Source organism: Methylobrevis albus, from assembly GCF_015904235.1.
GTDB lineage: Bacteria > Pseudomonadota > Alphaproteobacteria > Rhizobiales > Pleomorphomonadaceae > Methylobrevis_A > Methylobrevis_A albus.
In genome coordinates this window covers 86,386-102,225 of sequence record NZ_JADZLT010000040.1, presented here as the reverse complement: position 1 = coordinate 102,225, position 15,840 = coordinate 86,386, and the positions used below count along the sequence as shown (strand labels likewise).

Sequence of the window (15,840 nt, the reverse complement as noted above, 5' to 3'; positions counted from 1 at the left end):
TCGTTCAAGTTTTCTCGATGCTCTCCCAGGCCGTCATTCCCGCGAAAGCGGGAATCCAACCCTCCCCGGGAGTGCCGCCTGCCGGTGATCGTTGCGGTCGCCGCCCCCCTGTTTCAGGCTCCGCCCTTGCGGAGAGTTGGATTCCCGCTTTCGCGGGAATGACGACCTACTGCTGAGGCCACCAACCATCCCCCAAACGAAAAAGCCCGCCACGGTCTCCCGCGGCGGGCTTTCTCATGTCAGTCCCTGACCCGTCAGTTGTTCTGGCGGCGCAGGAAGGCGGGGATTTCCAGCTGGTCGTCGTCGGAGAGCCGGGTCGGCTGCATCGACGGGCGGCCCTGGGCGTCGAGCTGGCCGCTGGCGACGCGGCCCTGGCTGCCGTCGAGCGGCATGCGGGGCTGCGCCGGGCGGGCGGCCGGCTTGGCGTAGTCGGCGGCCGGGGCGCGCTGCGGCGCCGGGGCGGCGGCGCGGCCGACCGGCTGCTGCGGCTTTACGGCTTCCGGCGCGTGCTCGGTCTCGTGATGCCTGCCAAGACCTACTGCGATCCGGCGCAGGAGACCCATCGGACGGCGCTCCTCCTCCCCGTCGTCACCGTCGGCGCGAACCTCGCGCTGGACGATCGGCGGGAAGTCCTGCAGCTGCGGCATGCGCGGCTGCAGGCGCTGCTGCGGACGTTCCGCCGTCGGCGGAATGTACGGCTGCGGGCCGGGCTCGGCGTCGGCCATGGTCGGCGCGGCGTCGTGCTCGAGGTCGTGATGTCCCTGCTCCATCATCGCCGGGGCCGGCTGCTGATAGGGCTCGATCGTGACGCGCGGGTCCTGGGCGACCGGAACGGCGCGGGGCGCCGGCTGCGGCTCGGCGTACATCGCCTCGGCAACCGGGGCAGGCGCAGGCTGCGGGGCCGGAGCCTCGTAGCGGACCGGCGCCGGCTGCACCACGGGGCGCGGCGCCGGCTGGCTAGGGCGGATGTCGGCCACGGCGGCGGCGGCCGGCGAGGCGGCCCCGCCACGGAGCTGGGTCAGCCGGCTGTGCACGTCGGCCATGCGGGCCTCGGCGTTGCGGGTGATCTGGCTCGCTTCCTGGTCGATGCCGGTCGCAACCACCGACACCCGGATCACGCCCTCGAGCTCGTCGTCGAAGGTGGCGCCGAGGATGATGTTGGCATCCTGGTCGACTTCCTCGCGGATGCGGGTCGCGGCTTCGTCGACCTCGAACAGAGTGAGGTCCTTGCCGCCGGTGATCGAGATCAGCAGGCCCTTCGAGCCCTTCATCGAGGTCTCGTCGAGCAGCGGGTTGGCGATCGCGGCCTCGGCGGCCTGGATCGCGCGGCGGTCGCCGGAGGCTTCGCCGGTGCCCATCATCGCCTTGCCCATGCCGCGCATGACGGAACGGACGTCGGCGAAGTCGAGGTTGATGAGACCTTCCTTCACCATCAGGTCGGTGATGCACGCAACGCCCGAGTAGAGCACCTGGTCGGCCATCGCGAAGGCGTCGGCGAAGGTGGTGCGCTCGTTGGCGATCCGGAACAGGTTCTGGTTCGGGATGCAGATCAGCGTGTCGACCGCGGCCTGCAGCTCCTGGATGCCCGAATCGGCGATCCGCATGCGGCGCGCGCCTTCGAACTGGAACGGCTTGGTGACGACGCCGACGGTCAGGATGCCGTGCTCGCGCGCGGCGCGGGCGATCACGGGGGCTGCACCCGTGCCGGTGCCGCCGCCCATGCCGGCCGTGATGAACACCATGTGGCTGCCGGCGAGGTGGTCGTTGATCTCGTCGATCACCTCTTCGGCGGCGGCGCGGCCGACTTCCGGCTGCGAGCCGGCGCCGAGGCCCTCGGTGACCGCGACACCCATCTGGATGATGCGGTCGGCGCGCGACATGGTCAGCGCCTGGGCGTCCGTGTTGGCGACCACGAACTCGACGCCCTGAAGACCGGCGTTGATCATGTTGTTGACGGCGTTGCCGCCGGCGCCGCCCACACCGAAGACGGTGATGCGCGGCTTCAGTTCCGTAAGGTCGGGAATCTTCAGGTTGATGGTCATGGCACCCTCGTCATCCTCGGCCGGATCTGAGAGCCGGACCGCAGCCTTCTTTAGAATTCTCCAGGCAGCCTTCTGGCCACCGTTCGTTTACTCCGGTGCCGCCGGCGGATCTCGCCTGCGGCACCTCGATACACTGTCGTCTCCCTGCCCTCCCCGGCAGCGCCGCTGTGGCGCCCGCCGGAGGCGGTCAGAAACTCTCGCGGATCCACTGTCCCATGCGGGACAGGTAGCCGCTGTCGCCGGCGATCGGAACGCCGCGCCGGCGGGTGTGGAACAGCTCGCTCTGGGCGACCTGCGGATAGATCAGCAGGCCGACGCCGGTGGCGAACGCCGCGCCGCGCGCCGCCTCGGGCAGTCCGGCGATGCCGAGCGGCCGCCCGAGCCGCACGTTGCGGCCGAGGATGCGCCGGGCGAGTTCGCCGAGGCCGGTGAGCTGGCTCGCGCCGCCGGTGAGCACGATCCGCCGGCCGACCCGGGCGGCGAAGCCGCTCGCGTGCAGCCGGTCGCGCACCAGTTCGAGGATCTCCTCGACCCGCGGCCGGATGATCTGCACGACCTGCGAGCGCGGCACGTGGATCGCGACGTCGTCGTCGCCGACGGGCGGCACGCTGATCATGTCGCGGTCGTCGGAATCGGTGGTGATGACGCTGCCGTGCAGGGCCTTGATCCGCTCGGCGTCGGCGAGCCGGGTGACGAGGCCGCGGGCGAGATCCATCGTCACGTGATGGCCGCCGAGCGCGAAGCCGTCGACGTGCACGAAGCGGCCGTCGGCGAACACCGACACCGTGGTGGTGCCGCCGCCCATGTCGACGCAGGCGACGCCGAGCTGCGCCTCGTCGTCGACGAGGGTGGCGAGGCCGCTGGCATAGGGCGTCGAGACCATGGTCTCGACTTCGAGGTGGGCGCGGTTGACGCAGATCTCAAGGTTGCGCACCGGCGCGGGATCGGCCGACACGATGTGCGTGTCGACGGCGAGCCGCCGGCCGAGCATGCCGCGCGGATCGCTGATGCCGCGGTTGCCGTCGAGCGAATAGCCGATGGGGAGCGCGTGCACGACGACGCGGCCGTCGTCCTTGACGCAATGCTCGCCGGCTGCCTGCAGCACCCGCTGGATATCGGCCTCGCCGACCTCGCGGCCCGAGAGATCAAACCCGGCGCTGAAGGTTTCGCTGCCGAGACGGCCGCACGACAGCGACAGGATGAGGGATTCGACCGTCAGCCCGGCCATGCGCTCGGCGGCGTCGACGGCGAGGCGCACGGCCTTCTCGGCCTGCACGAGGTCGACGACCTGGCCGGCCTTGATGCCGCGCGAGCGCTGGTAGCCGAAGCCGAGCACCTCGACGTGGTGGGTGCGGCCGGGCAGCACGTCGCCGACCGAGCGCGGCGACAGGCGCGCGATGATGCAGCAGATCTTCGAGGTGCCGACGTCGAGCACCGAGACGATGGTCGGCCGCTTGGTCGGCAGCGGCCGCATGCCGTGGATCCGGCCGTCGCTCATGCCGAGGTCCCCTTCTTGCGGGCCTTGATGCGCTCGGCGATCAACTTGTCGCGCGCTTCTTTCGCCTCTTCGCTGAGCCGAACGACCATGCGGTCGGCGAGGCGCATGTCGACGAGGGTGATGTCGCGGTCGACGAGCTTGCTCTCGCGCTGCAGCCTTGCGATCTCGGCCAGCGCGCGGCCGGGCTCCACCTCGGGCAGCATCAGGCGAACGTCGTTGTCGAGCACCACGTCCCAACGCCGGCCGGAGATCAGCACCGAGGCGCGGACGCGGTCCTTCAGGGCGGGAGCCTGCTCGAGAATGCCCATCGCCTCGGCGACGCGGCGCTCGGCGCCGGCGCCGACGACGCGCGGCAACTGCGCGAAGCGGGCATCGACGGCGCCCGCGACGATGTCACCGGTCTCGTCGATCAGCGCCGGGGCGACGGCGGCCGACGGCTGCCAGATCGCATAGGGCACGCGCTCGACCAGCGTCACGGTCAGCTTGTCGGGGAAGAGTTTCATCACCGAGACGTCGGCGATCCAGGGGATCGCCCGGAGCCGCTCGCGCGCGGTGTCGACGTCGTAGAGGAACAGCGACTTGTGCGGCGACACGCCCATCAGGTCGAGCACTTCCTGCTCGTCCGTCTCGCGCTGGCCGGAGATCTGCACGGCCTGGATGCCGAAGCCGAGCTTGGCGGTGGCGTCGTTGAACACTTCGGCCGAGGTGCCAGACAGCGCGATGCCGTAGCCGGCGCAGGCGGCGAGCCAGAGCACCGAGGCGGCCACACCGCTGCCGCGCGGCAGGTCGGCGAGAAAGCCGGCCTGGCGCCAGGTCGTCGTGCGTTTCAGACGCGAGACGCCGCCCCGGCCAAAAAGGCCGCCGGTCCGCTCGGTCCCGAATCCACGCCGCACTAACGCTTGCAACTCGCGTCCTCCACCATCCAGCTGACGAGTTCACCAAAGGACCGGCCGGCGTGAGCTGCCATCTCGGGCACCAGCGACGTCGCCGTCATGCCCGGTTGCGTGTTCACCTCGAGACAGACGAGTTCACCAGTGCCGTCGCCCTGGTCGTTGAACCTGAAGTCCGCTCGGCTGACGCCGCGGCAGCCCAGCGCGTGATGCGCCTTCACCGACAGCATTTGTACATTTTGGTAAACAAGTGGTGAAAGCGGAGCAGGAAGCAGGTGCTTCGAGCCGCCCGGCGCGTATTTCGCGTCGTAGTCGTAGAAGCCGCCGGCTGCCGCCGTCACGATCTCGATCACCCCGAACGCGCCCTCGGCGGTGACGCCGCAGGTGAGTTCGCGGCCCGCAACGTAGCGCTCCACCATCACCTCGTCGCCGAACGGCCAGTCGGAGCGGGTGAGTTCCTGCGGCGGATGGGCCGCGCCCTCGCGCACGATCAGCACGCCGAAGCTCGACCCCTCGCGCGGCGGCTTGATCACATAGGGCGGCGGCATGACGTGCGCCTTCGCCGCCTCGAAGCGGCTGATCAGCACGTGATTCGACAAGGGCACGCCGGCCGCCGCCATCACCGCCTTGGCGCGCGGCTTGTCCATGGCGAGCGCCGAGGCGAGCACGCCGGAGTGGGTGTAGGGAATCTCCAGTGCCTCGAGCACGCCCTGGATGGTGCCGTCCTCGCCGAAAGGCCCGTGCAGCGCGTTGAAGGCGACGTCGGGGCGCAGGTCTTCGAGCACCGCCGGGATCGTCCGGTCGACGTCGATCCGCGTCACCTTGTAGCCGGCGCCTTCCAGCGCCTCGGCGCAGGCGGTCCCGGACGCAAGGCTCACCGGCCGTTCCGACGACCATCCCCCCATCAGCACCGCGACGTGTTTTGCCATCTCGTTCGTTCTTTCCGTGTCGTCGCCGCCGCAGCGGCCAGAGGTTCAGGCGCCGAGAAACGGCTCGATCGCGGCGCCGGGCAGGAAATCGCCGAAGCGCTTGATCTCCCACTCGAGGCGGATGCCGCTCGTCTGCAGCACCCGCGCCCGCACCGTCTCGCCGAGCAGTTCGAGGTCGTGGCCGGTGGCGCCGTCGACGTTGATCAGGAAGTTGCAGTGCATCTCCGAGACCTCCGCCCCGCCGATGCGCAGGCCGCGGCAGCCGGCCGCGTCGACGAGCTTCCAGGCGGAATGCCCGTCCGGGTTCTTGAAGGTCGAGCCGCCCGTGCGCGAGCGCACCGGCTGCGAGGCTTCGCGGTGGGCGGCGACGGCGTCCATGTCGCGGCGGATCGCGTCGCGGTCCTCGGGGATGCCTTCCAGAACGCAGGACGTGAACACGACGTCCGTCGGCGCGCCCGAATGGCGGTAGGCGTAGCCCATCTCGGCGTTGGAGAAGGTCACGCGCGCGCCCTGCCGGGTGACGCCGCGCACTTCGACGACGCGCTGGCGCGTCTCCACGCCGTGCGCCCCGGCGTTCATCCGCAGCGCCCCGCCGATGCCGCCGGGAATGCCGTGGTAGAAGGCGAACCCCGACAACCCCTCGGCGAGCGCCGCCGCCGCGAGCTTCTTGTCCGGCACCGCTGCCCCGACCTCGAGCCGGTTGCTGCCGACCGGCGTCACCTGGCCGAAGCCGCGCTGCGACAGCCGGATCGTGACGCCGCGAATGCCGCCGTCGCGCACGAGGAGGTTCGAGCCGAGCCCGACCAGCGTCACCGGCACGTCGGCCGGCAGGCCCGTCATGAACGCCGCGAGATCCGCCTCGTCCGCCGGCTGGAACAGCACCTCGGCCGGTCCCCCGGCACGGAACCAGGTGAGATCGGCGAGGCTGCGCTCGGGTTCGAGCGAGCCGCGGACGGTGGGGAGGCGGGAGAGGAGATTGGTCATGAGCGGGGGGCCGGGGTCGCGGAGAGGCTGCCGACGACGGCCGGCTCCCCCCCTCCCTGTCCCTCCCCCTCGAGGGGGGAGGGGACGATCATCGCCGAAGCCGTGCCGAAATGGTCCCCTCCCCCCTCGAGGGGGAGGGACAGGGAGGGGGGGAGGTCGCGAGGGAACACCGACACCCCCATCACCCGATCTCCGCCAGCTGCTGCGGCAGCGCATAGGCCCACTGGGTGATGTTGCCCGCCCCGAGGAACACGACGAAGTCGCCGGGCTTTGCCATCGCGGCGATCATCGCCGGCAGGTCGGCGGGGGAGGCGAGCGGCAGGGCGCTGCGGTGGCCGGCGGCGCGGGCGCCTGCGACGAGGGCGTCGCGGCTGGCGCCGTCGAGCGGCGCCTCGCCGGCGGCGTAGACGTCGGCGATGATCACCGTGTCGGCGTCGTTGAAGCAGGCCGAGAACTCGCCGAACAGGCTCGCGAGGCGCGAATAGCGGTGCGGCTGCACGATGGCGATCACCTTGCCGCCGCCGGCGCCGTCGCGCGCGGCGCGCAGCACGGCGCGGATTTCCACCGGGTGGTGGCCGTAGTCGTCGAAGATCGCGACGCCGTTCCAGCTCCCCGTGCGGGTGAAGCGACGCTTGACGCCCGAGAAGCCGGCGAGGCCGCGCCGGATCGCCTCGTCGGGAATGCCGAGCTGGTCGGCGACGGCGATCGCCGCAGTGGCGTTCGAGACGTTGTGTCGCCCCGGCATCGGCAGGGTGAGCGCCGGGATCGACCGCATCGTGCCGGTGACGCGGTCGCGCACCTCGACGGCGAACTGCGAGGCGCCCGCCTCGGTGCGCAGGTCCGTGAAGCGCACGTCGGCCTGCGGGTTGGCGCCGTAGGTGATGATGCGGCGGTCCTCGATGCGGCTCACCAGCGACTGCACCTCCGGATGGTCGAGGCACATCACCGCGAAGCCGTAGAACGGCACGTTCTCGACGAAGTTACGGAACGCCGCCTGCACCTTGTCGAAGGTGCCGTAGTGGTCGAGGTGCTCGGGGTCGATGTTGGTGACGACGGCGATGTCGGCGGGCAGCTTGACGAAGGTGCCGTCGCTCTCGTCCGCCTCGACCACCATCCAGTCGCCGCCACCCATGCGGGCGTTGGTGCCGTAGGCGTTGATGATGCCGCCGTTGATGACGGTCGGATCGAGCCCGCCGGCGTCGAGCAGCGCGGCGACCAGCGAGGTGGTGGTGGTCTTGCCGTGCGTGCCGCCGATGGCGATCGCCTGCTTGAAGCGCATCAGCTCGGCGAGCATCTCGGCCCGGCGCACGATCGGCAGGAATTTTTCCCGCGCGGCGACGAGTTCCGGGTTGTCGCGCTTGATCGCCGAGGAGACGACGACGACGGCGGCGAGGCCGAGGTTCTCGGCGGCATGGCCGACGGCGACGGGGATGCCCTTGGCGCGCAGGCGCTCGACGTTGGCGCCCTCGGCGACGTCGGATCCCTGCACCCGGTAGCCGAGGCTGAGCAGCACCTCGGCGATGCCGCTCATGCCGATCCCGCCGATGCCGACGAAATGCACGGGGCCGATGTCGCGGGGCATCTTCATGGGGTGGTGGTCCTCGAAATCACGGAATGGCTGCCGGCGGCGACGCGCTCGGCGAGGTTGGCAAGGCGGGTGACGGCATCGGCGCGCCCGGTCGCCGCCGCCGCATCCGCCATCAGGGCGAGGCGGTCTGGTGCCTGCATCAGGTCGGTGAGCAGGGCGGCGAGCCGCTCCGGCGTCAGGCCGGCCTGCTCGGCGAGAAGAGCGCCGCCGGCGGCCTCGAGCCGCTGGCCGTTGGTCTTCTGGTCGTTGTCGAGCGCATGCGGCAGCGGCACCAGGATCGACGGCCGGCCGAGCACGCCGAGTTCGGCCACCGTCGAGGCGCCCGAGCGGCAGACGACGAGATGCGCCGCCGCGAGCCGCGCCGGCAGGTCGCCGAAGAAGGCGGCGATCGACGGGGTGACGCCGAGCGCGGCATAGGCGGCGGCGACGCGCTCCGCATCCTCCGGCCGCGCCTGCTGCACGACTTCGAGCCGGCGGCGGAGGTCCGGCGCCATCAGCGCCACGGCGGGGGGCACGAGGTCGGAGAACACCCGCGCGCCCTGGCTGCCGCCGAACACGACGAGGCGGAACACGCCGCCCGGCACCGGCGCCTGGTAGGGCGTGCGCGCGTCGAGCACCCGCTGGCGCACCGGATTGCCGGTATGCACCGCCTTCGGCCCGGCCGTCCCCATCAACCCGGTCTCGGAGAAGCCGGTGGCGACCGCAGTGACCTTGCCCGCGAGGAAGCGGTTGGCACGGCCCATCACCGCATTCGCCTCGTGCACCATCGTCGGCACCCGCAGCGACAGGGCGGCGGAGAGCGGCGGCACGGTCGGATAGCCGCCGAAGCCGATCACCGCGTTCGGCTTCAGCCGCTTCACCAGCGCCCGCGCCGCGAAATAGCCGCGCGTGAGCTTCACCGCGGATTTCAGCATGCCGAGCGGCGAGCGGTCGCCGAAGGTCGCCGACGGCACGATGTGCACGGCGCGCGCGGGAAAGTCGCCGCCGTAGTCGGCGACGCGGTGGTCGGTCGCAAGCTCCACGACGTGGCCGCGGCGGCTGAGTTCGCCCGCCAGCGCCTCGGCCGGAAACAGGTGGCCGCCGGTCCCGCCGGCGGCAAGAAGGAAGGTCGCCCCCATGCCCTCCCCCTCAGGCCGCGCCGCGCGCGGCCATCACCGGCTCGAAGCCGAGCGGCGCGACGTAGCGGGTCTGGTTGGCGCGGCGGCGCGTCAGCGCCAGCACCATGCCCATCGAGAGCGCGGCGGCCATCAGCGACGAACCGCCATAGGAGATGAACGGCAGCGTCATGCCCTTCGACGGCATCAGGTGCAGGCTCACCGCCATGTTGATGCAGGACTGCAGCCCGAACAGCATGACGAGGCCGGAGGTGGCGAGCCGGACGTAGCCGTCGCTCTCGCGCGCCGCATGGGCGAGGCCACGCAGCACGATGAAGGCGAACAGCGCCACGAGGCCGAGGCAGAGCACGATGCCGAACTCTTCCGCCGCCACCGCGAACACGAAGTCGGTGTGGCTGTCGGGCAGGATGCGCTTCACGGTGCCCTCGCCCGGCCCGCGCCCGAGCCAGCCGCCGCGGATCACGCTGTCGATCGCCGCGTCGACCTGGAAGGTGTCGCCGGATTCGGGGTCGAGGAAGCGATCGATGCGCGAGCGCACGTGGTCGATGCTGAAGTAGGCGCCGACGATGCCGACGACGCCGGCAATGCCGACGCTGGCGATCAGCACCCAGCTCATGCCGGCCATGAACAGCAGCCCGCCCCAGACGGTGCTGACCAGCACGGTCTGGCCGAAGTCGGGCTGGGCGACGAGCAGCGCCACGACCATGCCGAGCAGCATGAACGACAGCAGCCGCCCGGGCACCTCCGGCCGGCGCAGGTTTTCAGCAAAGAGGAAGGCGCAGAGCACCGTGAACGCTGGTTTCACGAACTCCGACGGCTGCACCGAGATGCCGGCGATGTTGAGCCAGCGCCGCGAGCCCTTGACCTCCGGGCCGATGAACAGCGTCGCGATCAGCAGCACGATGCCGATCACGAACAGCGCCAGCGCGAAGCGCCTGACGGTGCGCGGGTCCATGAACGAGACGCCGATCAACAGCACGATGGCCGGCACGCAGAACACCGCGTGCCGCTTCACGAAGTAATAGGTGTCGGCGATGCCGATGCGCTCGGCGACGGCCGGGCTGGCCGCCAGCGACAGCACTATGCCGCTGAAGATCAGGGCGAGGAAGGCGATCAGCAGCAGCTTGTCGACGGTGAACCACCAGTCGGCGAGGATGCCCCGTTCGGCGCGCGAGACCATCAGCTGTTCTCCTTGAAGGGCACGACCCCTTCGACGGCGAGGGCGAGATCGCGGAAGGCGTCGCCGCGGATCTCGAAGTTGCGGAACTGGTCGAAGCTGGCGCAGGCCGGCGAGAGCAGCACGGTCGCGTCACGCCCCTGCGCCACCGCGTCGGCGATCGCCGCCGGCACCGCGGCCTCGAGCGTGCCGCAGGTCTCGAACGGCACGACGCTGCCGAGCGTCGCGGCGAAGGCCTCGGCGGCCTCGCCGATCAGGTAGGCCTTGGCGATGCGCGGGAAGAAGCCGGCGAGCGGCTCGATGCCCCCGGCCTTCGGCTTGCCGCCGAGGATCCAGAAGATATTGCCGGGATAGCTCGCCAGCGCCTTGGCGGCGGCGTCCGCGTTGGTCGCCTTGGAATCGTTGACGATCGTCACCTTGCCGATGCGGCCGACCGGCTCCATGCGGTGGGCAAGGCCCGGGAACGACATGATGCCGGCGCGCACCTCGTCGAGGCCGAGGCTGACGCCGCGCGTCGCCGCCACCGCCGCCGCGACGTTCTGGGCATTGTGCACGCCGCGCAGCACCGCGTGGCTGGAGAGGTCGATGATTACCGTCTGGGCGAGGCCGATCGGCTCGACGACGCGCTGGCCGATCGCCCAGATGCCGTCCTTCACCGAGCCGTGGGTCGAGATCCGCTTCAGCGGCAGGCCGGCGGCCGCGCGCCGGTCGGCGATCGCGCTCGACCAGGCATCGTCGACGCCGATCACGGCGAGCTCCGCCCCGGCGATCAGCCGTTCCTTGACCGCGGCATAGCCGTCCATGTCGCCGTGCCGGTCGAGATGGTCGGGCGAGAGGTTGAGCAGCACCGCCACCGAGGGGTCGATCGTCGGGGCGAGGTCGATCTGGTACGACGAGCACTCGACGACATAGGTGCGGTCGGCGGTGATCGGGTCGAGCGACAGGATCGCCGTGCCGATGTTGCCGCCGAGCTGCACGTCGCGGCCGGCCTGGCGCAGCATGTGCGCGATCAGCGCCGTCGTGGTCGACTTGCCGTTGGTGCCGGTGATGGCGATGAACGGCGCTGCGGGCGCCACCTTGCGCCGCTCGCGGGCGAACAGCTCGATATCGCCGATCACCTCGATGCCGGCCGCCCGCGCCTTCTCCACGCTCCAGTGCGGCGCGGGATGCGTCAGCGGCACGCCGGGCGCGAGGACCAGGCAGGCGAACGGCGCGAAATCGGCGGTGGTGAGATCGCCGGTCGGGACGCCCTGCCGCTCGGCCGCCTCGACCTTCTCCGGATCGTCGTCGAAGGCGGTCACGACCGCGCCGCCCGCGACGAGCGCGCGGGCGGTGGCGAGACCGGATCCTCCGAGACCGAACAGGGCGACGCGCTGGTCGGCGAGGCTGGTGACTGGAATCATACCGAATTCATCTCAGCTTCAGGGTTGCGAGGCCGAGCAGGGCGAGGACGACGGCGATGATCCAGAAACGGATCACGACCTGGGCCTCCGTCCAGCCCATATGCTCGAAGTGATGATGGATCGGGGCCATCCGGAAGACGCGCTTGCCGGTGGTCTTGAACGAGACGACCTGGATGATCACCGAGATCGCCTCGAGCACGAACAGGCCGCCGATGATGGCCAGCACGATCTCGTGCTTAGTGGCGACGGCAATGGTGCCGAGCATGCCGCCAAGCGCCAGCGAGCCGGTATCGCCCATGAAGATCGCCGCCGGCGGCGCGTTGAACCAGAGGAAGCCGAGCCCGGCGCCGAGCATCGCGCCGCAGATCACCGCGAGCTCGCCGGTGCCGACGACATAGTGGATCTGCAGGTAGTCGGCGAACACCTTGTTGCCGGAGAGGTAGGCGATCAGGCCGAAGCTCGCGGCGGCGATCATCATCGGCACGATGGCGAGGCCGTCGAGCCCGTCGGTGAGGTTCACCGCGTTGCCGGCCGCGACGATCACGAATGCGCCGAACGGGATGAAGAACCAGCCGAGGTTGATCAGCACGTCCTTCAGGAACGGCAGCGCCAGCGACGACGGCAGCCCGGGCTCGACGGAGACATTCGGCGACACCGCCGCCTGCTCGCCGATCCAGACGATGGCAAAGCAGGCGATGCCGGCGACGAGGAACTCGATGCCGAGCCGCGCGCGGCCCGAGAAGCCCTTGTGCGACTGCTTCGTCACCTTGAGGTAGTCGTCGTAGAAGCCGATCGCGCCGAAGGCGAGCGTCACGAGCAGCACCGCCCAGACGAGGCCGCTGCGCAGGTCCGCCCAGAGCAGCGTCGAGATGACGAGGCCGGACAGGATCATCAGTCCGCCCATCGTCGGCGTGCCCTGCTTCATCAGGTGCGTCTGCGGGCCGTCGGCGCGGATCGGCTGCCCCTTGCCCTGGCGCAGGCGCAGCGAGGCGATGATCGACGGACCGAGCAGGAAGACGAAGAGCAGCGCGGTCATCATCGCGGCTCCCGTCCGGAAGGTGATGTACCGGAACACGTTGAGGGCGGAGAGTTGTCCGGCGAGTTCGGCCAGGAAGACGAGCATGGAGGCGGTGCCCTCGGGAGGTGTGGCGGTCTGCCGGCGCGCGGCCCGTGCGGGGAATCCCGCCGGCCGATGGGCCTTGCGCCGGCCCTTGTTTCAGATCGCCGGCGCCCTGGGCGGCCGGCTCGGATGGTTGGCGGCGGCCGGTTGCGGCCGCCGGATCGAGGTCAGGCGTCCGGGTGCTCGCCGAAGGCGTCGAGCAACGCCTCTACCAGCGGACCCATGCGGCTCCCGAGGGAACCCTTGATCATGATCACGTCGCCGGGAGAGAGCTCCGCCTTCAGCACCGATTCGAGCTTCGCCGCCGCGACCGCATACGCGCCGCGCTGCGCTTCGGGCAAGGCGTCCCACAGCGACTTCATCTGCGGTCCGGCGCAGTGCACGCGCTGGATGTCGTTCTTGGCGATGACGCGGGCGAGGGCTGCGTGCAGGTCGGCGCCGCGGGGCCCGAGTTCCAGCATGTCGCCGAGCACCGCGACCCGCCGACCGCCCGCCCCCGGCTGCGCCAGCCCGAGGATGCGCAGCGCCGCGCGCATCGACGCGGGGTTGGCGTTGTAGCTCTCGTCGATCAGCGTCGCCGTACCGCCCTTCACATCGAGCCGGTGCCGGCGGCCGCGACCCTTCGGCTGCTCGAGGTCCTGGAAGGCGAGGCAGGCGCGGCCGATGTCGGCGCCGGCGAGCTTCACCGCGGCGAGCACCGCGAGGCTGTTCTCCGCGAGGTGCCGGCCCGGCGCGCCGATCTTGTAGGCCATCGGCTCGCCGAGGATCTCGGCGTTCACCGCCGAACAGGTCTCGTTCAGCGCGCACTTGACGATCCGAGCCGCGCTCTCCCGGCCACCGAAGTCGACGACGGTGGCGCCCGCGGCCTGCGCCGCGGCGGCGAGCCGCTCGAACTGGTTGTTGCCGGCGTTGAGGATCGCGATGCCGCCCGGCTCCAGCCCGGCGAAGATTTCCGCCTTGGCGTCGGCGATCGCCTCGACGTTGGCGAAGTGCTCGAGATGCACCGGCGCCACCGTGGTGACGATCGCGATGTGCGGCCGCACCAGCTTCGTCAGCGGCGTGATCTCGCCGGCGTGGTTCATGCCGATCTCGAACACGCCAAACTCGGCGTCGGCTGGCAGGCGGGCGAGCGTCAACGGCACGCCCCAGTGATTGTTGAACGAGGCGACGGAGGCATGCACCGTGCCGCTCTCACCGAGCGTCCGCCGCAGCGCCTCCTTGGTCGACGTCTTGCCGACGCTTCCCGTGACCGCGATGATCTTCGCCTTCGAGCGGGCGCGGGCCGCCACCGCGAGGCGCTCGAGCCCGGCCAGCACGTCGTCGACGACGACGAGCGGCCCGACGTCCTTCGGCAGGCCGGCCCGCCGTTCGCGGCTGACCACCGCCACGGCGGCGCCGTTCAGCAGTGCGTCGGTGACGAAGTCGTGGCCGTCGAAGCGGTCGCCCTTGATGGCGAAGAAGGCTTCGCCCGGCGCCGCAGTGCGGCTGTCGATGGTGATGCCGTCGATGCCGGCCGGCACGTCGCCCTCGGCGCGGCCGCCGAGCGCTTCGAGAAACGCCTTGCGGCTCCACAGCGCGGCGGATTCGGTCACCGCGTCCGGCAGCGCCGCGCGCACGGTGTCGTGGTCGGAGAACGGCAGCACCTTGTCGCCGACGATCTGGCCGGTCTCGTGGCCCTTGCCGGCGACGAGCAGCACGTCGCCGGGCTTCAGTTCGTCGACGGCGGTGCGGATCGCGGCGCCGCGGTCGGCGATCTCGCGCGCACCCGGCACCGCGACGAGGATCTCGCTGCGGATCACCGAGGGGTCCTCCGAGCGCGGGTTGTCGTCGGTGACGATGGCGACGTCGGCGAGCCGGCGCGCGGCGTCGCCCATCAGCGGCCGCTTGCCCTTGTCACGGTCGCCGCCGGCGCCGAACACCACCATGAGGCGGCCCTTGACGTAGGGCCGCAGCGTGGAGAGCGCGGTCTCCAGCGCATCCGGCGTATGGGCGTAGTCGACGAAGATCGGCGCCCCGGCCGGCGACTTCGCGACGAGTTCCAGCCGCCCGGACGCGCCCTTGAGGCCCGCCATCGCTTCCAGCGCATCGTCCCAGTTCGCCCCCGTCGCCACCGCCAGCCCCGCCGCGACCAGCGCGTTCGAAACCTGGAAGGCACCGACCAGCGGCACCCTGGCGCGCACCGCGCCCTTGCCGAAGTCGACGGTGACGATCTGCGCGAGGCCGTCGCGCTCGATCTCGAGCACCTTCAGCGCCTTGCCGGCGCGGCCGATGGTGGCGAGTTCGAGCCCGTTGATGCGGGCGGCGGCGGCGAAGCTCTCGCCGTAGCGGTCGTCGAGGTTGATCACCGCGCCGGCGCCCGGCTCCAGCACCGTGTCGAACAGGCGCATCTTCGCCGCGAGATAGGCCTCGAAGGTGCCGTGATAGTCGAGATGGTCGCGGGTGATGTTGGTGAAGGCGCCCGCCGCCAGCCGCAGCCCGTCGAGCCGCCGCTGCACGAGGCCGTGCGACGAGGCCTCCAGTGCGACGTGGTCGATGCCGTCACGGTTGAGCTCGCCCAGCGTCTTGTGCAGCGTCACCGGATCGGGCGTCGTCAGGTTGCCGTAGCGCTCGATGCCCCGCGCCACCACGCCGACGGTGCCGACGCTCGCCGCATCCTTGCCCAGCACCTGCCAGATCTGGCGGACGAACGAGGCGACCGAGGTCTTGCCGTTGGTGCCGGTGACCGCCACCACGGTTTCGGGCTGCGGGCCGTAGAAGCGGGCGACGAGGCGGGCGAAACGGCGCTGCGGGTCGGCGTCGCGCAGCACCGGCACCGCGACGTCGGCCGGGAGCACCTCGGTCTCGTCGACGAGGATCGCCGCCGCACCGGCCTTCACGGCATCCGGAATGAAGCTCGCGCCCTGCACCTTGCTGCCCGGCAGTGCCGCGAACAGCGTGCCTGGCCTGACCTGCCGGCTGTCGGAGGTCACACCGCTGATCGCGAGGCGGCGCACGCGCGGGTCGAGTGTCAGGATATCGGGGGCAAGTTCGGTGAGATTCATCGGTAATCCTGCGAATCCGGGACGGACGCGGCGAAACTGCTCTCGATTTCTGT

The 15,840-nt window shown here is 70.9% G+C and carries 11 protein-coding genes and 1 pseudogene; all 12 read right to left on the bottom strand.

Features of this window, described 5'->3' with window-relative positions:
* Window positions 1-254 precede the first annotated feature (254 nt).
* On the bottom strand, window positions 255-2,042 hold the full coding sequence (gene ftsZ / locus I5731_RS02570) for a cell division protein FtsZ (RefSeq protein ID WP_197309798.1): 1,788 nt from the start codon (window positions 2,040-2,042) through the stop codon (window positions 255-257).
* 187 nt (window positions 2,043-2,229) lie between these two features.
* Window positions 2,230-3,540, bottom strand: coding sequence for a cell division protein FtsA (gene ftsA, locus I5731_RS02565; RefSeq protein WP_197309797.1), 1,311 nt, complete (start codon window positions 3,538-3,540; stop codon window positions 2,230-2,232).
* A complete protein-coding gene (locus tag I5731_RS02560) occupies window positions 3,537-4,433 on the bottom strand; it encodes a cell division protein FtsQ/DivIB (RefSeq protein WP_197309796.1) in 897 nt (298 codons plus the stop codon). The genes ftsA and I5731_RS02560 overlap by 4 nt, the downstream gene beginning before the upstream one ends.
* A complete protein-coding gene (locus I5731_RS02555) occupies window positions 4,433-5,359 on the bottom strand; it encodes a D-alanine--D-alanine ligase (protein ID WP_197309795.1) in 927 nt (308 codons plus the stop codon). Before I5731_RS02555 ends, I5731_RS02560 begins: the two co-directional genes overlap by 1 nt.
* Before the next feature lie 45 nt (window positions 5,360-5,404).
* A complete protein-coding gene (gene murB, locus I5731_RS02550) occupies window positions 5,405-6,343 on the bottom strand; it encodes a UDP-N-acetylmuramate dehydrogenase (protein ID WP_197309794.1) in 939 nt (312 codons plus the stop codon).
* A gap of 181 nt (window positions 6,344-6,524) precedes the next feature.
* A complete protein-coding gene (gene murC / locus I5731_RS02545; protein WP_197309793.1) occupies window positions 6,525-7,931 on the bottom strand; it encodes a UDP-N-acetylmuramate--L-alanine ligase in 1,407 nt (468 codons plus the stop codon).
* A complete protein-coding gene (gene murG / locus I5731_RS02540; protein ID WP_197309792.1) occupies window positions 7,928-9,049 on the bottom strand; it encodes an undecaprenyldiphospho-muramoylpentapeptide beta-N-acetylglucosaminyltransferase in 1,122 nt (373 codons plus the stop codon). Before murG ends, murC begins: the two co-directional genes overlap by 4 nt.
* A 10-nt stretch (window positions 9,050-9,059) precedes the next feature.
* Window positions 9,060-10,226, bottom strand: a complete 1,167-nt coding sequence (locus I5731_RS02535; protein ID WP_197309791.1) for an FtsW/RodA/SpoVE family cell cycle protein — start codon at window positions 10,224-10,226, stop codon at window positions 9,060-9,062.
* Entirely contained in the window at window positions 10,226-11,626 is a 1,401-nt protein-coding gene (gene murD / locus I5731_RS02530) for a UDP-N-acetylmuramoyl-L-alanine--D-glutamate ligase (RefSeq protein WP_197309790.1), read from the bottom strand. The genes I5731_RS02535 and murD overlap by 1 nt, the downstream gene beginning before the upstream one ends.
* A gap of 7 nt (window positions 11,627-11,633) precedes the next feature.
* Window positions 11,634-12,749 carry a phospho-N-acetylmuramoyl-pentapeptide-transferase gene (mraY, locus tag I5731_RS02525; protein ID WP_197309789.1) on the bottom strand — a complete coding sequence of 372 codons (1,116 nt, stop codon included), beginning with the start codon at window positions 12,747-12,749 and terminating at the stop codon, window positions 11,634-11,636.
* 164 nt (window positions 12,750-12,913) lie between these two features.
* Window positions 12,914-14,338 (bottom strand): UDP-N-acetylmuramoylalanyl-D-glutamyl-2,6-diaminopimelate--D-alanyl-D-alanine ligase, encoded by a 1,425-nt coding sequence (locus I5731_RS19660; protein ID WP_407941815.1) that lies wholly within the window; start codon window positions 14,336-14,338, stop codon window positions 12,914-12,916.
* A pseudogene (locus I5731_RS19655) lies at window positions 14,330-15,787 on the bottom strand (UDP-N-acetylmuramoyl-L-alanyl-D-glutamate--2,6-diaminopimelate ligase); the annotation flags it as partial. The gene I5731_RS19660 and the pseudogene I5731_RS19655, both read right to left, overlap by 9 nt.
* Between the last annotated feature and the right edge of the window lie 53 nt (window positions 15,788-15,840).

Excerpts from the sequence above, each read along its gene's own strand:
- murG (WP_197309792.1), bottom strand. The coding sequence starts at position 9,049 with ATGGGGGCGACCTTCCTTCTTGCCGCCGGCGGGACCGGCGGCCACCTG.
- murC (WP_197309793.1), bottom strand. The coding sequence starts at position 7,931 with ATGAAGATGCCCCGCGACATCGGCCCCGTGCATTTCGTCGGCATCGGC.
- mraY (WP_197309789.1), bottom strand. The coding sequence starts at position 12,749 with ATGCTCGTCTTCCTGGCCGAACTCGCCGGACAACTCTCCGCCCTCAAC.
- ftsZ (WP_197309798.1), bottom strand. The coding sequence starts at position 2,042 with ATGACCATCAACCTGAAGATTCCCGACCTTACGGAACTGAAGCCGCGC.
- ftsA (WP_197309797.1), bottom strand. The coding sequence starts at position 3,540 with ATGAGCGACGGCCGGATCCACGGCATGCGGCCGCTGCCGACCAAGCGG.
- murB (WP_197309794.1), bottom strand. The coding sequence starts at position 6,343 with ATGACCAATCTCCTCTCCCGCCTCCCCACCGTCCGCGGCTCGCTCGAA.
- I5731_RS02535 (WP_197309791.1), bottom strand. The coding sequence starts at position 10,226 with ATGGTCTCGCGCGCCGAACGGGGCATCCTCGCCGACTGGTGGTTCACC.
- murD (WP_197309790.1), bottom strand. The coding sequence starts at position 11,626 with ATGATTCCAGTCACCAGCCTCGCCGACCAGCGCGTCGCCCTGTTCGGT.
- I5731_RS02555 (WP_197309795.1), bottom strand. The coding sequence starts at position 5,359 with ATGGCAAAACACGTCGCGGTGCTGATGGGGGGATGGTCGTCGGAACGG.